The sequence below is a fragment of the Carboxylicivirga sp. M1479 genome, assembly GCF_007097485.1.
GTDB lineage: Bacteria > Bacteroidota > Bacteroidia > Bacteroidales > Marinilabiliaceae > Carboxylicivirga.
This window is the reverse complement of the sequence record NZ_VKDE01000002.1, coordinates 252,392-271,487: the sequence shown is the minus strand read 5'-3', so window position 1 is coordinate 271,487 and position 19,096 is coordinate 252,392. Positions and strand designations below refer to the sequence as shown.

The 19,096-nt window shown below is 38.4% G+C and carries 21 protein-coding genes; 4 read left to right on the top strand and 17 right to left on the bottom strand.

Annotation, left to right across the window (positions count from 1 at the left end):
• Positions 1-136 precede the first annotated feature (136 nt).
• Positions 137-286, top strand: a complete 150-nt coding sequence (locus FNN09_RS21070; RefSeq protein ID WP_185968831.1) for a hypothetical protein — start codon at positions 137-139, stop codon at positions 284-286.
• Between the two features lie 178 nt (positions 287-464).
• On the opposite strand, the gene hisB is transcribed toward FNN09_RS21070, so the two are convergent.
• From hisB to FNN09_RS02935, 5 genes are all read right to left on the bottom strand, one after another.
• The gene (gene hisB, locus FNN09_RS02955; RefSeq protein ID WP_143299982.1) at positions 465-1,592 is read right to left on the bottom strand and encodes a bifunctional histidinol-phosphatase/imidazoleglycerol-phosphate dehydratase HisB; all 1,128 of its coding nucleotides are present in this window, start codon (positions 1,590-1,592) and stop codon (positions 465-467) included.
• A 90-nt stretch (positions 1,593-1,682) separates the two neighbouring features.
• Positions 1,683-2,720 (bottom strand): histidinol-phosphate transaminase, encoded by a 1,038-nt coding sequence (hisC, locus tag FNN09_RS02950; RefSeq protein ID WP_143299981.1) that lies wholly within the window; start codon positions 2,718-2,720, stop codon positions 1,683-1,685.
• A gap of 95 nt (positions 2,721-2,815) precedes the next feature.
• Positions 2,816-4,102 carry a histidinol dehydrogenase gene (gene hisD, locus FNN09_RS02945; RefSeq protein ID WP_143299980.1) on the bottom strand — a complete coding sequence of 429 codons (1,287 nt, stop codon included), beginning with the start codon at positions 4,100-4,102 and terminating at the stop codon, positions 2,816-2,818.
• Between the two features lie 114 nt (positions 4,103-4,216).
• Positions 4,217-5,077, bottom strand: coding sequence for an ATP phosphoribosyltransferase (gene hisG, locus FNN09_RS02940; protein WP_143299979.1), 861 nt, complete (start codon positions 5,075-5,077; stop codon positions 4,217-4,219).
• 388 nt (positions 5,078-5,465) lie between these two features.
• Positions 5,466-5,849 carry a bacteriohemerythrin gene (locus tag FNN09_RS02935; RefSeq protein ID WP_255433983.1) on the bottom strand — a complete coding sequence of 128 codons (384 nt, stop codon included), beginning with the start codon at positions 5,847-5,849 and terminating at the stop codon, positions 5,466-5,468.
• 186 nt (positions 5,850-6,035) lie between these two features.
• On the opposite strand from FNN09_RS02935, the gene FNN09_RS02930 reads away from it, so the two are divergent.
• The gene (locus FNN09_RS02930) at positions 6,036-6,764 is read left to right on the top strand and encodes a phosphatidylcholine/phosphatidylserine synthase (protein ID WP_143299978.1); all 729 of its coding nucleotides are present in this window, start codon (positions 6,036-6,038) and stop codon (positions 6,762-6,764) included.
• 56 nt (positions 6,765-6,820) lie between these two features.
• On the opposite strand, the gene FNN09_RS21440 is transcribed toward FNN09_RS02930, so the two are convergent.
• Genes FNN09_RS21440 through FNN09_RS02915 form a run of 4 tightly spaced genes read right to left on the bottom strand, consistent with a single transcriptional unit; the run spans position 6,821 to position 9,923 of the window.
• A complete protein-coding gene (locus FNN09_RS21440) occupies positions 6,821-6,955 on the bottom strand; it encodes a hypothetical protein (RefSeq protein WP_255433982.1) in 135 nt (44 codons plus the stop codon).
• A 9-nt stretch (positions 6,956-6,964) separates the two neighbouring features.
• Positions 6,965-8,101 (bottom strand): cytochrome d ubiquinol oxidase subunit II, encoded by a 1,137-nt coding sequence (locus tag FNN09_RS02925; RefSeq protein WP_143299977.1) that lies wholly within the window; start codon positions 8,099-8,101, stop codon positions 6,965-6,967.
• The gene (locus FNN09_RS02920; RefSeq protein ID WP_143299976.1) at positions 8,101-9,696 is read right to left on the bottom strand and encodes a cytochrome ubiquinol oxidase subunit I; all 1,596 of its coding nucleotides are present in this window, start codon (positions 9,694-9,696) and stop codon (positions 8,101-8,103) included. The genes FNN09_RS02925 and FNN09_RS02920 overlap by 1 nt, the downstream gene beginning before the upstream one ends.
• Before the next feature lie 14 nt (positions 9,697-9,710).
• Positions 9,711-9,923, bottom strand: a complete 213-nt coding sequence (locus tag FNN09_RS02915; protein ID WP_143299975.1) for a DUF4492 domain-containing protein — start codon at positions 9,921-9,923, stop codon at positions 9,711-9,713.
• Between the two features lie 463 nt (positions 9,924-10,386).
• On the opposite strand from FNN09_RS02915, the gene FNN09_RS02910 reads away from it, so the two are divergent.
• The gene (locus FNN09_RS02910) at positions 10,387-10,890 is read left to right on the top strand and encodes a sigma-70 family RNA polymerase sigma factor (RefSeq protein ID WP_143299974.1); all 504 of its coding nucleotides are present in this window, start codon (positions 10,387-10,389) and stop codon (positions 10,888-10,890) included.
• 71 nt (positions 10,891-10,961) lie between these two features.
• On the opposite strand, the gene FNN09_RS02905 is transcribed toward FNN09_RS02910, so the two are convergent.
• Positions 10,962-13,016 carry a hypothetical protein gene (locus tag FNN09_RS02905; protein WP_143299973.1) on the bottom strand — a complete coding sequence of 685 codons (2,055 nt, stop codon included), beginning with the start codon at positions 13,014-13,016 and terminating at the stop codon, positions 10,962-10,964.
• Between the two features lie 199 nt (positions 13,017-13,215).
• Entirely contained in the window at positions 13,216-14,652 is a 1,437-nt protein-coding gene (locus FNN09_RS02900) for an MATE family efflux transporter (RefSeq protein WP_143299972.1), read from the bottom strand.
• Positions 14,653-15,007: 355 nt separating this feature from the next.
• On the opposite strand from FNN09_RS02900, the gene FNN09_RS02895 reads away from it, so the two are divergent.
• On the top strand, positions 15,008-15,340 hold the full coding sequence (locus tag FNN09_RS02895; protein WP_143299971.1) for a hypothetical protein: 333 nt from the start codon (positions 15,008-15,010) through the stop codon (positions 15,338-15,340).
• A gap of 22 nt (positions 15,341-15,362) precedes the next feature.
• Here the strand turns inward: FNN09_RS02895 and FNN09_RS02890 are convergent, their stop codons facing one another.
• The 6 genes from FNN09_RS02890 to FNN09_RS02865 are packed head-to-tail and all read right to left on the bottom strand — an operon-like array spanning position 15,363 to position 19,053.
• The gene (locus tag FNN09_RS02890; protein ID WP_143299970.1) at positions 15,363-15,902 is read right to left on the bottom strand and encodes a phosphohydrolase; all 540 of its coding nucleotides are present in this window, start codon (positions 15,900-15,902) and stop codon (positions 15,363-15,365) included.
• A 5-nt stretch (positions 15,903-15,907) separates the two neighbouring features.
• Positions 15,908-16,501: a bifunctional phosphoribosyl-AMP cyclohydrolase/phosphoribosyl-ATP diphosphatase HisIE gene (gene hisIE, locus FNN09_RS02885; protein WP_143299969.1), complete on the bottom strand. Its 594-nt coding sequence runs from the start codon at positions 16,499-16,501 to the stop codon at positions 15,908-15,910.
• Between the two features lie 40 nt (positions 16,502-16,541).
• Positions 16,542-17,300 (bottom strand): imidazole glycerol phosphate synthase subunit HisF, encoded by a 759-nt coding sequence (gene hisF / locus FNN09_RS02880; RefSeq protein ID WP_143299968.1) that lies wholly within the window; start codon positions 17,298-17,300, stop codon positions 16,542-16,544.
• A 2-nt stretch (positions 17,301-17,302) separates the two neighbouring features.
• Positions 17,303-18,028, bottom strand: coding sequence for a 1-(5-phosphoribosyl)-5-[(5-phosphoribosylamino)methylideneamino]imidazole-4-carboxamide isomerase (gene hisA, locus FNN09_RS02875; protein ID WP_143299992.1), 726 nt, complete (start codon positions 18,026-18,028; stop codon positions 17,303-17,305).
• A 6-nt stretch (positions 18,029-18,034) separates the two neighbouring features.
• Positions 18,035-18,700: an imidazole glycerol phosphate synthase subunit HisH gene (gene hisH / locus FNN09_RS02870; protein ID WP_143299967.1), complete on the bottom strand. Its 666-nt coding sequence runs from the start codon at positions 18,698-18,700 to the stop codon at positions 18,035-18,037.
• A 2-nt stretch (positions 18,701-18,702) separates the two neighbouring features.
• Positions 18,703-19,053 carry a four helix bundle protein gene (locus tag FNN09_RS02865; RefSeq protein WP_143299966.1) on the bottom strand — a complete coding sequence of 117 codons (351 nt, stop codon included), beginning with the start codon at positions 19,051-19,053 and terminating at the stop codon, positions 18,703-18,705.
• Positions 19,054-19,096: the final 43 nt, after the last annotated feature.

The following is a 19,096-nucleotide window of genomic DNA, read 5'->3' as shown; positions in this document are numbered from 1 at the left end:
TTATGAGCAACACTTTAAAGATCGGCCTTGCATAGAGCATAACGTAAAGGTACTCCCGTTAGCTTCAGAAATCAATTAACTTAAAAAGTATTGATTACCTTAGTTTTAAATCAATACTATGGGTTTATAGGGGGAATTGCTCGCAACGATTGGCATTGGTATTGGTGGGGCAATACCATTATCGGGCAACAACAAAAAAGATGAGTTTATCGAGGTAAAAACCGAACAGATTGACATTGTTGATGATGAAAATACAGAAGACAAAGCATTTGAAATAAAACCATAAATATAAAGCTAGATGTCAAAAACTGACATCTAGCTTCCTTTGTTCTTCCACGCACTTGAAAGCACTTCGTAATAACAGTTTATGAACTTGTCTTTCAAGAGATTCATTTGAATTCCCAAGACCCGTCATATAATTAAACAGACCCTTTTTGCCCTTTTAAGGAACTTTCAAGGACAGACTACAACATCTCCTTAGTACTAGGTAAACGATTATTGTAAGGATCTTTACGAATGGCTGCTTTTATGGCTCTAGCCAAGGCTTTAAAGATGCCTTCTATTTTATGGTGTTCATTTCGTCCTTCAGCTTTGATGTTTAGGTTACATGCAGCTGCATCGGAAAAACTTTTGAAGAAATGATAGAACATTTCGGTGGGCATATCGCCAATCATCTCGCGTTTAAAATCGGCTTCCCACATTAACCATGCGCGACCACCAAAATCAAGAGCCACCTGTGCCAGACAATCATCCATTGGCAGGCAAAAACCATAACGTTCAATACCACGTTTATCGCCCAAAGCCTTTTTAAGCGCTTCGCCAAGTACTATGGCGGTGTCTTCAATGGTATGGTGTTCATCCACTTTTAAATCGCCATCAACAGCAATGGCAAGGTCACAACCCGAATGACGACCAATCTGCTCCAGCATGTGATCAAAAAAGTTAAGCCCAGTACTGATATCACATCGCCCTTCTCCATCCAAATTAATGGATACTTTAATTTTTGTTTCTGCGGTGTTGCGCTCGATGGTGGCTGAGCGTTCGGTTAAAAACAAGAAGTTGGCAATATCACTCCAGCTAGTTGATGACAAGGCACAAACTTCAGAGAGCTTTGAACTGCTAAGTTGTGACGTGGCTTCATCTCCATCTTTTAAAAAGATAGCCTTACACCCGATATTTTTAGCCAACTCCACATCGGTAATGCGATCGCCCAAAACAAATGAATTGGCCAAATCGTAATCGCCGTTCATATATTTGGTTAACAAACCAGTGCGTGGCTTTCGTGTGGGTGCATTATCCTCTGGAAAAGATCGATCGATTAAAATATCATCGAATACAATTCCTTCGTTCTCTAATGTTTTCAACATCTTGTTTTGAGCAGGCCAAAAGGTATTTTCAGGAAACGAATCGGTTCCCAATCCATCCTGATTGGTAACCATGACCAATTCAAAATCGAGTAAATCGGTAATTTTCGACAAGTTTTGAAATACACCTGGATAAAACTCCAGTTTCTCAAGACTGTCGACCTGGTAATCGATGGGCGGCTCATTGATAAGTGTTCCGTCACGATCTATAAAGAGTATTTTTTTCATTTTAATAAGCTTATAGTTACTGGCTTCTAGCAAAAAACTTTTTGAAACTTGGTTAAGAATAGTAATAGTTCATGATACTTATACCTATGATTATTTCTCATACATTGTTAAAGCCTCCAACAACAAACTATTCTCAGCTGGCTGCCCAATGGTCATTCTCAAGCATCCCTTACACAAAGAAACCGATGAACGATCGCGTATGATGATTTTCTTACTCACCAAAAAGTCATATACGGCTTTGGCATCGTTCACTTTCACCAATAAATAATTGGCATCAGATGGATACACCCTAACAGTAAATGAGAAATCATTCAGAGCATTCTGCATGCGATCACGCTCTTTCAACAATTGCTCAACCCAATATTTTTTCTCCGATTCCTTTTCCAATAGCTCCAAAGCCGTTTGCTGGGTAAGGGTATTGATGTTATAAGGATATTTAATATTGCTTAATACCTGTACAATTTCGGGCGAAGCAAAGGCCATCCCCAATCGAATGCCTGCCATGCCCCATGCTTTTGAAAAGGTTTGCAAAAGCACCAGATTCTCGTATTTACCAAGATTCTTCAAGAGGCTTTTATCAGGAGCAAAGTCAATATAGGCCTCATCAATCACCACTATGCCTTCAAAACGTTTAAGCAGATTAATCATATCCTCCTCCCTAAAGCAGTTACCAGTCGGATTGTTGGGCGAACAAATAAACAGAAGTTTCGTTTGATCGTCGCAACGCGCAAGCAAGCTTTCCACATCCAACTCAAAGTCCTGCGTTAACAACACTTTGCGCACTTCCACATTGTTGATATCAGCCGCCACCTGGTACATCCCGTAGGTTGGATCGATGGACACAATGTTATCAATGCCTGGTTGACAAAAGGCTCTAAACAATAAATCAATGGGTTCGTCGCTGCCGTTACCCAAAAATATTTGCTTCGCTTCTACATTCTTCAAACTAGCAATGCACTCCTTTAGCTTACGCTGATAAGGATCAGGATATCGATTGTAAGGTTCGTTATATGGGTTTTCATTGGCATCTAAAAAGACAGCCGCCCCACCAGTATACTCATCGCGTGCCGATGAGTAAGGTTTGAGGTTAATAATATTGGGTCGTAAGAGTTGAGTAAGTGGTTTCATATCTTAAGTATCAAGATTTAAGTATCAGGTATCAAGACAATTCCCAGAATGTAAATCATCTTGTGTCTTTCATCCTGATACTTATAATTTTATCATTACACATTCATTTTCTTTAAACGGACAGTAACCGCATTTTTATGGGCCATTAACTGTTCAGCCTCAGCCATTATTTCAATGGATGGTCCCAGTTTAGCCAAGCCAAAAGCACTAATCTTTTGAAAAGTAATTTTCTTCATATAGCTATCGAGGTTAACACCACTAAAAGCATTGGCGTAACCATGCGTTGGTAGGGTGTGATTGGTACCCGATGCATAATCACCAGCACTTTCGGGCGAGTAATTGCCTAAAAATACCGACCCTGCATTCACAACTTTATTACCAATAAGCTCATCATCGCGCATGGAGATAATTAAGTGCTCAGGCGCATATTGATTGCACATATCCAGCATCTCATCGGCATCATTCAGAACAATTAAACGGCTATTATCCAAAGCTTTTTTGGCAATCTCTTTGCGAGGCAATTCCTCCAGTTGTTTTTCTACTTCTTCCTCCACCTCGCGTAGCATGTTCTCATTATTGGTAACAAAAATAACCTGCGAATCGGCACCATGCTCGGCCTGCGACAATAAATCTGAAGCAATAAAAGCAGCATCGGCACTTTCATCGGCCATTACCATAACCTCCGATGGACCTGCCGGCATATCAATGGCCACATCCTTTAGACTTACCAATTGCTTGGCTGCTGTTACAAATCGATTGCCTGGTCCAAAAATTTTGGCGACAGAGGGCACGGTCTCGGTTCCGTAAGCCATGGCTCCAATCGCCTGAATACCTCCCAATTTATAAATACGACTTACCTCCACCAAGGATGCAGCATACAATATGGCAGGATCTACTTTCCCCTCTTTATTGGCAGGTGTGCATAATACGACCTCTTTGCATCCAGCAATTTGAGCAGGAATACCCAACATTAGTACGGTTGAAAACAAAGGAGCTGTACCACCAGGGATATATAAACCCACTTTTTCGATGGCCACTGATTTTTGCCAACACTGAACCCCAGGCATGGTCTCCACCACTTCGCGCTGCTGCTTTTGTGCCTGGTGAAAGATTTCAATGTTTTTCTTGGCCACCAAAATGGCATCTTTCAAGTTACAACTTACCTGCATGCAGGCCTCATCCACTTCTTCTTGCGAAACCTGCAATTGACTTAACTGCACTCCATCAAAAATACTGGTGTATTTAATCAGAGCCGCATCGCCATTACGCTGCACATCGTCTAAAACGCCTCGAGCTGTATCGTACACATCTTCCAAACCATTATCGGGTCGTTCCAATAACTGGCTCCACTGATTCTTTGGGGGGTAAAGTATTTTTTGCATATTCTATAAGGCTTATAGCTCTTAGCCTAGGCCAATAACTACTCCCTTTATTGGGATATTTCAATAACAAATTATTTCACTTTGAGAACGATTGATATAGTAGCATCGGATGTACTACAGTATCATTTTCTCAATTGGCACCACTAACAGTCCTTCGGCACCTAAAGCTCTTAACTGACCAATAATGGCCCAAAACTCCTTTTCCTGAATAACCGAGTGCACCGAGCTCCAGCCCTCTTCTGCCAATGGAAGAACCGTAGGGCTTTTCATACCTGGTAATACCTTAACAATTTCGCTTACCTTATCGTTCGGTACGTTCATTAAAATATATTTAGTTGAGCTGGCCGCCATTACCGAATTGATTCTAAACAACAACTCGTCTAATAAAGCTTGTTTTTCGGCTGATAAGTTGGAACCCGATACCAAAAGAGCTTCCGATTTCATAGCCACGTCTACCTCTTTAAGTCGATTGGCTACCAGTGTACTTCCTGAACTAACAATGTCAAAAATACCATCGGCCAAACCAATACCAGGAGCGATCTCTACCGAACCTGCAATTTCATGTATCTCTGCATTTATCTTCTGTTCTTTAAAGTACTTCTTTAAAATAACGGGGTAGGAAGTGGCTACCTTTTTCCCTTCGAAGTAACTCAAACCAGTGTATTCGTCAGCCTTTGGTATCGCCAATGATAAACGGCATTTACTAAAACCTAAACGCTTAACAATGTTTAACTCAAAGCCTTTTTCGGCCATTTCATTTTCACCGACAATACCTATATCAGCCACATCGTCAGCAACTGTTTGCGGAATATCATCATCGCGAAGAAATAATACTTCAATTGGGAAATTAGGCGATGAGGCAACTAACTTACCACTACCAACGTTAAATTTAATACCTGCCTCTTTTAGCAGTTTCATTGAGTCTTCGTTTAAGCGACCTTTCTTTTGCAGAGCAATTCGTAATTTCGTTTCCATGTTATGTTTGTTTAAATTATTATCAGTTATAAAAAAAGGCTTACCCATTTATGGATAAGCCTATTATTGTTTCAATTACACATACAATCTATCAGCTCATCCGAGGGAATAAGTAATGATGATGGTGCATATGGAATTGTTTTGTTGTCATGATTATAAGTAATAAAAAAAGGCTTATCATTTCTGATAAGCCTTTGTTGATATTTTAGTTTTTACACATCTATCACCGCCTACCAGTTTTGGAAGAATACATAATCATGATGATGAATAAAATTTTGCATGTCTTTGTTTTTCTAATTCGATACAAATGTAGCCTCAATATTTACAATCACAAATATATGCGCCTATTTTTTACATTAATTAAAAGTTAAGTGACAAAAATCAGCTTTTACTTCATTACGAAAGCGGCATATTGCTGATCGGAACCCTTGATATGGTTCACCAACCAATCTTTCAAATAATTCGTTACTTCAATGGACAAAATCAACTTTCCATTTTTCAATCTTTCATAATAGTTATTGACCTTATCAATGAAAGACTGGTGCAAGGCTTGATGCTTCGCCAAGTCAGGATAATTGATTTCTACCATGTAATCCTCCTCGTTTTTAAAGTGAATCTTGGTGTAATCCACCAAACCTAAAATCAACTCTTCTAATCGCTCCCTTGGCGAATTATCTTTAATACCAGCATAAAAATTATCGATTAAAGCAAACAACTGCTGGTGCTCCTTATCTATTACCTTATTATCAACGGATAAATCTTTCGTCCACATAAATTAAATACATTATTATTTAGGACAAAAATAGATGTCATGCATCAATGAAAAAACTTTTTAAGTAATAAATTACTCAATAAGAATACTCCGCCCCTAGGTGTGCGAAGCTTAATAGCTTTATCAAAATTTTGTTTCTCTTTACTATTCCTTTAATTTCGAGCACAAATAACAAAATGCAGTGACATGAGTATAAAGCAACATATTCCCAATTTCTTAACCAGCCTTAATGTTTTATGCGGCATCCTAGCCGTTTTCTTTGCCATAAATGGTCACATAACAACAGCCATATGGCTAATTTTCATTGGTGCACTATTTGATTTTGGAGATGGATTTGCTGCACGTGCTCTTAAGGCATATAGCGATATGGGGAAAGAGCTGGACTCATTAGCCGATCTCATTAGCTTTGGAGCGGCTCCAGCAGCCATTTGGTCTACGCTTATAAAATTTCAATTAAGCAATAGTTACACCACCGATTTTTTTAGCCTGGAAACTCCACAACAAATACTTGTTCTATTGCCATTTACCATGGTGGCATTTGCAGCCCTTCGTTTGGCCAAATTTAATGTTGACACCCGCCAATCGGAAAACTTTATTGGCTTAACAACAACGGCTACTGGTATTTTTACGGCAGCCTTTGCCTACCAGTTTATGCAAAAACCTGAATGGTTTAGCTGGTTATCTCCTGCCATCATTCTTGTTATCATTGGTGTATTTTGCGCTTTACTCATCAGTGAGGTGCCAATGTTTTCATTAAAATTCAAAAACATGAAATGGGCTGAAAACAAAGAGCGTTTTGTACTTCTTATATTAGCAGCTATACTAATTGCATTATTAGGCGTTGGAGGCATAGCAGCCATCATTCTGTATTACATTGCTATTTCTTGCGCCAAATGGATACTTGGGATCAAGTAAACAACATAAATTAGAAGCATAAAAAGATCCCGTTGCATGGCAACGGGATTTTTTGTTTAATCTTCCTTAGTTTCCTTTTGAGCCTGTGGTAACTTTTCAAATTTTTTAATTCCCCAAAGTACCGCATAGTAACTAACTATAATGGTAATTGGTAAGGCCATATACCATCCTATTTCGTGTAAATATTGCATAATAAATAATTAATAAACGTGTACATCATCTGACTTCATCTCATCCTCATCAATTGGCTTGTTGTTCATGGCTTTCCAAACATACCAAATATATCCAAACACAAATGGCACCATTAGCGATGCATAACTCATTGTTGTTAATGTAAAATGGCTCGATGATGAATTTTTGATCGTTAAAGAACTTTGCAAGTCAAACGTTGATGGATAAAACGATGTATTATTAAAACCAGCCAACAGAAATAAACTAAATACCGTAAGTACAGTTCCAATTCCCGATGCCCAAATACCTTTGGTACAATCCTGACGCACAATACTGCCCACCAAGCCAAGCAAAACACCTACTACACCAAGCACAAACAAGATAAATACAAGAGGCATCGAAACAAGGTTATGCCAATATTTAAAAGGCTCCATAAATACTTCCTGTGTTTGAGGATTAACAGCAAAGCCATCGCGCAGCATCAACCAAATAACAAATGTCAGAAAAAATACAAGAAAAGGAACGCCATTATAAACAAGGTGTTTCCTGGCTCTTACAAAAATATCCTGATCATTAACACTGTTCATAAAATACAACAAACCTAATACGCGCGCCAAAAAGAAAACTGCCAAACCTAATGATAAGTTATGCAGGTTTAAAGCAGCTTCTAAACCATGTGATTTTAACTCCCACTGCGATTGATTCATATCATTTACAGAGAAGGCCGAACCGGTAAAAAATGTTGCTACGGCAGTACCTATTAAAATGGTACCCAACAGCCCGTTTATCAACAGGAATGTTTCGTAGGTACGAGATCCAAATGCATTATTAGGCCGTGAGCGAAACTCATAGGCAATGGCTTGCAAAACAAACGCAAATAGTATGGCCATCCAAACCCAATAAGCACCGCCAAAGCTGGTACTATAGAAAAGTGGAAAAGAAGCGAAAAAAGCTCCTCCAAAAGTTACCAAAGTAGTAAAGGTAAACTCCCACTTACGACCTAATGTATTTACTAACATGGTGCGTTGCATAGGTGTTTTTCCAATGGTATAAATCAATGTTTGTCCACCCTGTACAAACATTAAAAAAACAAGCAAGGCACCTAAGAGCGATACAATTATCCACCAATATTGTTGTAGTACTAAATGTGATAAATCTCCAAACATTAGTTGTGTCCTCCTTCTTTAGGTCCGTTTTTAATTTGCTTTACCATAATCCTTACTTCGGCAACTGCCAAAGCCACAAATGTGATGGTAAATAACCAAAATGTAATCATCACCGAGCTAGTATCAATTTTTGAAACAGCCGTCATTGTAGGCATTAAATCCTGTATTACCCATGGTTGACGCCCAACTTCAGCAACAATCCAACCAGACTGACTTGCAATGTATGCCAAAGGAATTGTCCATAAGGCAGTGTAGAGCACAACTTTGTTTGACTCTAACTTCTTACGATAGGTAAGCCACAACACCACCATAAACAGCAACATAAAATGGCCGCCTAAAACTACCATAATATGAAACGCATAAAAAGACAACGAAATAGGAGGAACTATTTTAAAGGCATTGAGTTCTAATTGTTCTGGATTTGGATCGTAATAATTACCATATCCAAAATATCGAAAGTAATTCTCCACCCAAACTTCATCATCAAATTTAGCTTTTAAGCGTTGATATTCTAATTCGTCAACACCCTTGGCATCTTTAAAAGCCCTTAGAGTTTGTTGAGCTTCATATCCACGCAATATCTTTTCTTTATACGACATGATATTATGCTGCTCATTACCCAATACCAAGTCTTTTATACCCGGAACAAAAGCATCCACTTCCAAAAAGGCCAAATAAGAGAGCATATTTGGAATCTCTATTTTCATTAAAAACTCTTGATCTGAACCACGATGCATTGGATCATCATGCTCTTTACCAAATAACCCAATGGCTATTAGTGGCGCCTGGGTTTGCCCTTCATATAACGACTCCATTGCAGCAAACTTCATGGGTTGTGTTTTGGCTACATCACGCGCCGAACCATCACCAGATGCAATAAGCATTATCGATGAAACAAAACCAAAGATTGCAGCTATCACAATGCTTCTTTTGGCAAAAAGAATATGTCGTTTCTTGAGCATAAACCAGCTACTGATGCCAACCACAAAAACAGCTGCCAACACATAACCCGATGTTGTCGTATGCAAAAACTTACTAACCGCTGAAGGCGACAGAAGAACATCCCAAAAATTATGCATTTCATTACGTGCCGTTTCCGGGTTAAACTTCATGCCAACGGGGTTTTGCATCCATGCATTGGCTACCAATATCCATAAAGCAGATAGATTGGCTCCCACAGCAGTAAGCCAGGTTGCTGTTAAATGAAACCTCTTGCTCACTTTTCCCCAACCAAAAAACATAACCGCGATAAAGGTACTTTCCATAAAAAAGGCCATGATACCTTCAATAGCCAAGGGTGCTCCAAAAATATCACCCACAAACCATGAATAGTTCGACCAGTTGGTACCAAATTCAAACTCCAATATAATACCTGTTGCTACCCCAATGGCAAAGTTAATACCGAACAGCTTCATCCAGAATTTCGTTATACGTTTCCATTCGGGATCTCCCGTTTTAACGTATATCGTTTCCATAAAAGCAATTATAAAACTCAAGCCTAAGGTTAAAGGAACAAACAACCAATGAAACATGGCTGTTAAAGCAAATTGCGCTCGTGACCAGTTGACGAGCGCCCAATCAATGTTTTCAAACATCTGTCTATATATTATTATCTACTTATTAATTCTTCTATTACATGATTGGCACGTTCTTCATCATTAGTGTATTTATTTTTTAAGGTATCTCTAAAGAAGAACAAGCGCAATACAGCAAACATGATAAACAGTTTTACTAAAATAATTACCCATAAGGTTCGGGCCCATGGCGACAAAGTCATAAACCCATCTAAATAAAAATGATATATTTTTTTAATTACACCCATACCATATCTTAATCGTTTATTGGATCAAAAAACAAATTTGAGACTTTTATTATTAGATAAACACGATAAATATCGCTTTTAATAAACATTATAATACAACCCACAGGTGATATTAATTCTTTTCAAGAAATGTGAAAAATATTTAAATTCTATTCAAAAACATCACTTAAAACTGACTTACAAGAAGTTACCATCCTCACCATTTAGACAAATATCGTCAAATATGATTAATTGCCCACGAAAAAGCTTAAACAAATTTGGTAGTTAATTGCATTTTGTTCATCTTTACTACGTATTTCAGTATTTAATTACTGCTTTACCATTACAGCGGCTATTACTTGTAAATGGTTGCATTAATGAAGTTTTATAAGTAAATTAAGTCTGGTTTTAAAAATAACAATTGTTAAACACCCAAGCAATTGTGTTGAAGAAACCAGAAATTGTTAAACAAAATAACCCAAAGATGACCGCAGAACAATTTAACCATCGATTATTGGGGCTTCAACAGAAAATGTTTAGCTATGCCCTTACATTAACAGCGAATGAGGAGGATGCAAATGACCTTGTTCAGGAAACGAACTTTAGAGCGCTTTCATCACGTGAAAAATTTGTGATGAATACGAACTTCTCTGCATGGATGCACACCATCATGCGCAATTCGTTTATCAACAATTACCGTCGCAAGTACAAAATGCGTCAGGCTCCTATGTTGGTTGATGAAGTTAATTACTTATCGAATAAATATTTTACCCACGACACTCCGGATGTAATCCATTACACTGGTGAAATTAGAACACAAATGGGTAAACTAGAAGGTGAATTTAAGCAGCCCTTAACCATGCATATGGAAGGCTATAAGTACAAAGAGATAGCTGAGCAATTGGAGATGCCAATTGGAACTGTTAAAAGCCGCATATTCTTTGGCCGTAAAAAGCTGCAAAAGATGATTGAATTAGCCATAGATTAATAAATATTAAATTGGATATAAAAAAAGGTAAGCATAATGCTTACCTTTTTTTATTGATCAAAACCCGTTTTCTAATTCTTTGCTATACGTTCAGCAGCTATACCTGCTTCCTTAATTAGTGAGCTAATTGAGATATCTTCATTAAGCCCTGCTTGCATCCATGCGTTTGGCGTTATGGAGCCAATTTTAAACAAGCGCTCAACCTCTGGTGCAAAATCAGCTGATTTTAAATATTGCTCAACCTGAAATTGTATTAAATGACCAAAAGCATAATTTGATAAATAGATAGGACTATTAATCATGTGTGAATAAATGGCCAAAATAGGCTGATCTTGAACTCCAAAAACTGGAGCATAAAACTCATTCCAAATATCAATAGCCAAACTTTCAACGGCAACTTTTAACTCTTCAGCATTAGCATTCGGATGATCATACAACCATAACCACATACGTTGATCCAAAAGCGAAACACCCATAATTTCATAGGTAGACCAAAAGTTATCCAGAATTTGTAAAGCCTCTTTTGATGGATTATTGTTTTTCATGTCTAACAATTCCAAATCTCTCTTTTGGAAAATGAATGCCAAAGCTTCTGTAAAAGCTGTATTTGGCACACCGTTTAACATGTAATAATCAACATCGTAAAGTGAAATAGTCTGTTCAACATTATGCCCAAACTCATGAATAGCAATATTGTATCCTTTATAATCCATCCCGCTTTCTGGAATACGTGTTCGTAAATGGGCTGTTTCACCTTTCATTGAAGCGCCCCAGGCATGACCTGAGCCACGTGCAGGGTCAACATCGATACGATCAGCCAAGAACAAAGCTTTTTCTTTTGTAAAACCTAACTTCAATAACAAGTTGGCTAAATCATCGTCCAGAGCCTTAGCGTTAGGATAGCGCGAACGTGTAATTTTATTTAAGGCCTCCTCATCAATTGAACTGCGAGCCTTAAAGCCATCGTACCAAATATCCCATGGTTGAAGATCTCTTCCTAAACGCGCTTTTATCAACTGACCAACTTGCTTAAGCTCTTCTGAAGACATGAACTCAACAAACAACTTTTCTGCATCAGCTTGGGTAATTTCCATTCCTCCCTCAAAAGCTCTCTTAACCGCAGTATTGAGTGGGGTATACGCATCCATTTTACGCATTGCATGAAAATTATTAAGTATTTGTTGGTAACGCGAAAATGGTTCACTTTGCAAATCTACCTTAGCCCCATCTTTAAATGTTTCATTGCTGGCAGGATTCCATTGATAATCGCCACTATTAATCACATCATGAGGAATACTCTGATCGATGATGCGTTTCATCACGTTATAAACCATCCCCTGCAACTGAACACCTTCGGCACCTTTGCTGTACTGCGATTTAATTTCATCGCGTAAGTTCCAATGCGACAATAGCACCATATCTTCGGGGAAAGGACGATTACCCTTTTCATCAATCAACTGCCCCATGTGTATATTGTAATTGGCGATATACATTTCGGATGCAGAACTTACTTCCGAAGCATTTTGAAGAATTTCAGCTGGGATACGTGCGGTAAATACATCGCCCATCCGGGCATAAGCCCATTCTTTTCTGGTCCATGCCGAAGCATTACTCTCCTTCTCAGTTAATGAATAATATGGGAAGTTTAAGGCAATACCAAAAGCAATCTTATTTCGGTATAAATCTTCTATAAGGTGGGCGCCAGCACTAAAACCACCAAAGGCTTTATCAATATCCATAATATCACCCATTGGCTCATGCAATGGACGTTGAAGATCTAAACCTATTTTATTAAAGTGACCATACAAAATTTCTAAGTTTCTGCTAACCTTGTCAAACATCACTTCTTTGTGAGAGGCATCAGCTACATACTGTTGCTCACAGAATTTTTGAAAGTCCGACTCACTACCATCGACATTTCGCCAAAGTGATGCGGCATGAGTAACTCCTCGCTGAATTAATGCGGCATCAGCGCTTGGATGCAATTGTTTAAGAGTTGAAATTGTTGTTTCAACTACAGACGCCGAAATATTAGCGTACTCTTGATTGGTGCTTACTTGTTTTTTGTTTTCACAACTTGAGAAAATGAGAACAACCAACAAAAACACAATTGTGTACTTATTCATATGAATATAAATTTATTACCATGGCAACACCACGTCAATGAACTTATCTCCTTTAGCTTGAAGAAGAATAAGTAAATTTAATGATGAATTCATGAGGTATGATTTGAATTGAATACTTTGTTATCAGTCCAAATCTATAAAACACAATTGGATAAAAACAGAACATTTGATAGTATCTATCAAATGCTCTGCAATTTGACTATACAATCTCTTTTTTCCAACGCCCCTTTTTAAAAAGGTAAAGGGCTAAAAGGGTCATGCAGGCCTCTGCAAAAATAATAGCATAAAAAGCGCCTTGTTCTTGCCAACCTAACTGCATGGCCAAGAGGTAAGCTAATGGAATTTCAATCAACCAAAAAGCGATAATATTTATACGCGTTGGCGTTCGTGTATCGCCAGCACCATTAAAAGCTTGGGTCATAACCATGCCAATACCATAAAAGCCAAAACCATAAGCTACAATTCGCAAACAGCTCGTACCTGCATCTATAACCGCTAAATCGTTGCTGAAAAACTGAACAAACCAAGCTGGGAAAACAATAAACACAACACTTAATCCTCCTAAAAACAATAGGTTACTACGTGCAACTAGCCATACCGCTTTTTCAGCCTCTTTGGGTTTACGAGCGCCCAAATTTTGTCCTACAAGTGTAGCTGCAGCATTACTGAGACCCCACGACGGCAGTAGAGAAAACAAGATGATACGAATACCGATTGTATACCCAGCCAGTACTTCACTGCCGAACTGTGATATGATTCGCACCAAAAATATCCAGCTAGATGTAGCAATTAAAGATTGAGCAATACCACCCAAGGATATTTTTACTAAATGCCGAATACGTTGCCAATCTATCTTTAGAGGCAAATTCTTCATCTTTATCCGACTTTTGCCATTCCATAATACATACAACTGGTAAGCTACAGCTATACCCCGACCAATGTTGGTTGCTATGGCGGCTCCTGCTATACCTAGTTCAGGAAACGGTCCTATACCAAAAATCAACAATGGATCGAGAACAATATTTAAACCATTGGCTATCCATAGTACACGCATGGCTATGGCTGCATCGCCAGCTCCACGGAAAATGGCGTTATTAATAAATAACAACATTATTACCAGGTTACCACCAAACATGATGGACGTATAGGCTGATAATTCCTCTACAATAATATCAGATGCTCCCATTAATCGAAGCAAATCTTTAGCGAACAAAATACCAGGTATTGCAATTATTAGAGCCAATACAGTGCCAGTTATGATGGCTTGCATGCCTTCTTTTGAAGCTGTCACTTCGTCTTTTTCGCCAATTCGACGTGAGACTAAAGCGGTTGTGGCCATGCTTAAACCAAAAGCAATTGCATATACAATGGTTAGTACGCTCTCGGTAATACCAACAGTTGCCACAGCGTTGGCACCCAAGCGTCCCACAAAAAATATATCAACAACAGCAAATACCGATTCCATCACCATTTCTAAAACCATAGGAATGGCCAATAAAAACACTGCTCTACCTAAGCGAATATTAGTATAATCGTGCTTTTTACCTTTTAAGGCTGCTACAAAATCATTCCAAATTGTTTGCAGTTGTTGTTTACTCACTCTTCTTTTTACTTGTTTTATATCTTGCTTAGTCATTTTATTTTATGTTTCTGTCGTAAACGTATTTTTAGCTTATAATGGCTTTGAACAAATATGTTTATCACATTTGTTAGCTTGGTGCAAGCGCACACGTCAATTGAATAAACAGCAAGTGTCATCATGGTACAATCCTCCTTAAATTAAACTGATAAATAAAAAATGAAATGAATAGTTACAATGAGTCGACCTTCTTAGAAGATATAGCAGACGCTACTGGTCGGATAAGTGTATATATAGCTCATTGTCATCATAGTGAAACAAAGTTGACTTATTAATTTCACAAACACAAGTATGCCTTGGAAAAATCAAACAACTTTTACTTACTTTACTTTTTTAATAAAATACCAAGACCATGCAGGACCAAAGCAGATTAATTTCAAGCATAAGCTACATCACCATTATTGGATGGGTTATCGCCCTTATATTACGTCAAAATGAAAATCCTAAAAGCGAACTGGGATTATTCCACCTGCGCCAATCATTTGGAATAATGATTCTTTCGTTCCTAGCCTCGATCACTAAGATTATTTTAACCTTTATCTCACTAGGATTTATTGGTAATATTATAGGAATCTGTGTTTTTATCCTTTGGCTAATAGGATTGGTAGGAGCCATACAAGGCCGTTTCTTAAAAGTACCTTTTATTGGGGTATGGATTCAGGAAAACATGCGATTTGTTGCGTAAGGTGTTTTTGCAGATAAACTATTTATAGAAATAAATCGCACCATTTTTTGAATTGTGTTACCTGATGATCGCCATGTTTACGCATGGATTTTATGATCTTATCCACACTCTTAGCTTTGCTCAACTCTTTACTTTTACTGTAAAATTTATCGGCAAAGCAGATAATTTGCTCCTCGATAGATACAGGTACCATTGACCTGTGAGGAATGGGTAAGCTTTGTGTTTGAATATCGTTAACAGTAAGTCCGGTGCCAGTATGCCGCTCGCAAACCAAAGCATGCTTATAATAAGCCTCTTTTTCTAGCAGCTGGCGGCCCAAATAACCGTGACAAATGTAGGGATGCTTACCTTGACAATGAATGCCGGGAGCATGAGTAAGGTAGATACCAATATCATGCAGCATGCTCGCTTCCGAAACAAACCCTGAGTCGGCTTGAAGCTCAGGATGCTTTTGCACAATTTCCAATGCTTTATCGCGAACCGCTTTACTGTGCCCAGTTAAGGTAACCCACAATGGGCTACCTACCGAGTAATATTTATTAATGATATCTTGTGGATTCACCTACCTTATTTATGACGACTTTTTAACTCTCGTGCCAAATCTTCAATACGGTATCCTTTGTGCGTTAACAACACAATTAAGTGATACAATAAATCAGCCCCCTCGTAAAGAAAGTTCTCATCATCGTTTGCCATGGCTCCTATAACTGTTTCAATGGCTTCTTCACCAACTTTTTGTGTAATGGTGCGAACACCTTTTGTAAAGAGTTTTGTAGTATACGAGCCCTCTGGCATTTCCTCTTTACGCTTATCGATAAAATCTTGAAGTGTTTTTAAAAACAGGACATCATCGCTAGTGTTCTCTTCGCCCCAACAAGTATCAGTTCCCTTATGACATGTTGGCCCAACAGGATTGACCTTGATTAATAAAGTATCATCATCGCAATCAATCGCCATGGATACCACATTAAGAAAATTTCCCGACTCTTCACCTTTTGTCCATAAACGATTTTTGGTACGAGAAAAGAAAGTGACTTTACGTTCTGCTTTTGTCTTTTCGTAGGCTTCTTCATTCATAAAACCTAACATTAAAACTTTATTAGTTACTGCATCTTGTATTATGGCCGGCATAAGACCGTTGCCTAATTTTTGGAAATCCATGTTTTTAGCTTTTTATAACTCGTCGTAAACAACTATTTCTTTATAATCTTATTGGAATACCTTCTTTATTCAAATACTCCTTTAATACTGGAATGGGTATTTCTTTAAAATGGAAGATACTGGCAGCTAAACCAGCATCGGCTTTACCATGTGTAAATACATCTTTAAAATGCTCCATTGAACCTGCTCCGCCTGATGCAATAATAGGGATACTCAATTCATCACTTAACTTAGCCAATGCTTCGTTGGCAAAGCCCTGCTTCACACCGTCGTGATCCATGCTCGTGAATAATATTTCTCCAGCTCCTCTTTCTTCAGCCTCCTTGGCCCACGAAAAGAGCTTCTTATCGGTAGGGATACGTCCTCCATTAACAGTTACTACCCAATCATGCCCCTGCTGGTGCTTGGCATCGATGGCCACCACCACAAACTGACTACCGAAATTAAGCGATAGATCGTTAATGAGTTGTGGATTTTTGACAGCCGATGAGTTAACCGATATTTTATCGGCACCTGCATTTAGTAATACTTCAGCATCTTTAAGCTCACTAATACCCCCACCAACGGTAAACGGAATATTAATATTTCGAGCAATGCGCTTCACTAAATCCACAAAGGTTTTGCGTCCTTCGTGACTTGCTGTTATATCTAAAAAAACTAATTCATCAGCTCCTTGTTCGGCATATAAAGCACCCAGCTCTACTGGGTCGCCCACCTCCTTTATTTCAACAAACTTAACACCTTTAACCGTTTGTCCGTTTTTAATATCGAGGCATGGTATAATTCGTTTTGCTAGCATATTTAAATAAATCTTTCCAGTTCCTTTAGTTGAATTCTTCCTTCGTAAATGGCCTTACCAAAAATTACCGCTGGTATACCTGCTTCAGCAAGCGATTCAATATCGGCCAAATTACTAACCCCACCACTGGCAACTAAATACAAGCCAGGCAATTCGGATAATATGTTTTTATACAGCTCCACCGCAGCTCCCTGCAGCATGCCATCTTTACTAATATCGGTGCAAATTACTTTCTGAATGCCTTTTTGCACATAATCCTTGATAAAAGGTATCAACTGCTGATCCGTTTCTTCGAGCCAACCTGTAACAGCAATTTTGTTATCCTTGGCATCGGCACCCAATATAATTTTCTCTGAGCCATATTGTTGAATCCACCCTTCAAACTCGGCTGGGTTCTTCACCGCTATGGAACCGCCAGTTACCATTTGCGCTCCTGACTCAAAAGCAATACGTAAATCATCGGTCGTTTTTAATCCTCCACCAAAATCGATTGTCAAGCTTGATTTTCCGGCTATTTGCTCCAGCACCCTGTAATTGATGATACGTCCGGCTTTTGCACCATCCAAGTCAACTAAATGTAATCGCGTGATACCATGAGCCTCAAATTCCTTAGCGACCTCCAGTGGGTTTTCATTATATATTTTTTTGCTATCGTAATCGCCCTGACTTAAGCGTACACACTTACCATCAATTATATCGATGGCGGGAATGAGATCAATCTTCCTCATCACAAATTATAGTTTTAAAAAGTTAGTTAGTATACGTTCTCCAACCGATCCACTCTTCTCGGGATGAAATTGGGTAGCGTAAAAATTATCCTTTTGCAAAGCTGAGCTGTAAGGATGAATATAATTGGTGGTAGCGGCTGTATGATCGCCCATAGCCACATAAAAGCTGTGCACAAAATAAACGTACTCACCTTCGAGCGATGCATCAAACAAAGGAGATTGAACATTAGTAATAGTATTCCACCCCATGTGTGGAATTTTTATGTTCTCTGCGTTGGGCTCGGGCATTTGAAACTTACGTACTTTCTCCTCAAAAATATTGAGACAATCTACATTACCCTCTTCGGAAAAACTGCACATTAATTGCATTCCCAGACAAATTCCAATTACTGGCTGTTTTAGACTGGTAATCAACTTGTCTAAACCACTCTTGCGCAAATACGCCATGGTGGTACTTGCCTCGCCAACCCCAGGAAAAATTACCTTATCAGCTTTACGAATCACATCCGGATCGGCCGTAATTTCGGCATCATAGCCCAGACGTAACAAGGCATTTTTTACCGATCGAATATTACCAGCATTGTATTTTATGATTACAATTTTTTGAGAGTCCGAAGTTCGCTGTCCAGAGTCCGAAGACTGTGATCCTGAACTATTAGAAATTTCGTTCATATCTATTTTAATTTTGACTTTAGGCTTTTAAGCATCTTTTCTATTTCCACTAATTCACTGAGAAGCCCCGAAATTTCTTTTTTATCCAATATCCCGATATTACAAGAAATTTCTATTTGAGTCTGTACTTCATAGTTTGATCCTAAAGCAATGGATAAAAATCTAGTAAAATCACCATCTGATTTCCTACCAAAGCCTTCTGCAATATTTGATGGAATTGATACTGAAGCTCTCCTGATTTGATTAGTTAATCCAAATCGTTCTTCTGGAGGAAAACTGCTTGTTATTTTGTAAATATCTGTGACTAAATCCATCGATTTCTGCCACACTTTTATTTCTCTAAAAGATTTCATTTAAACGTCAGATTAATTAGATAAATACGGTCTATCGGACTCT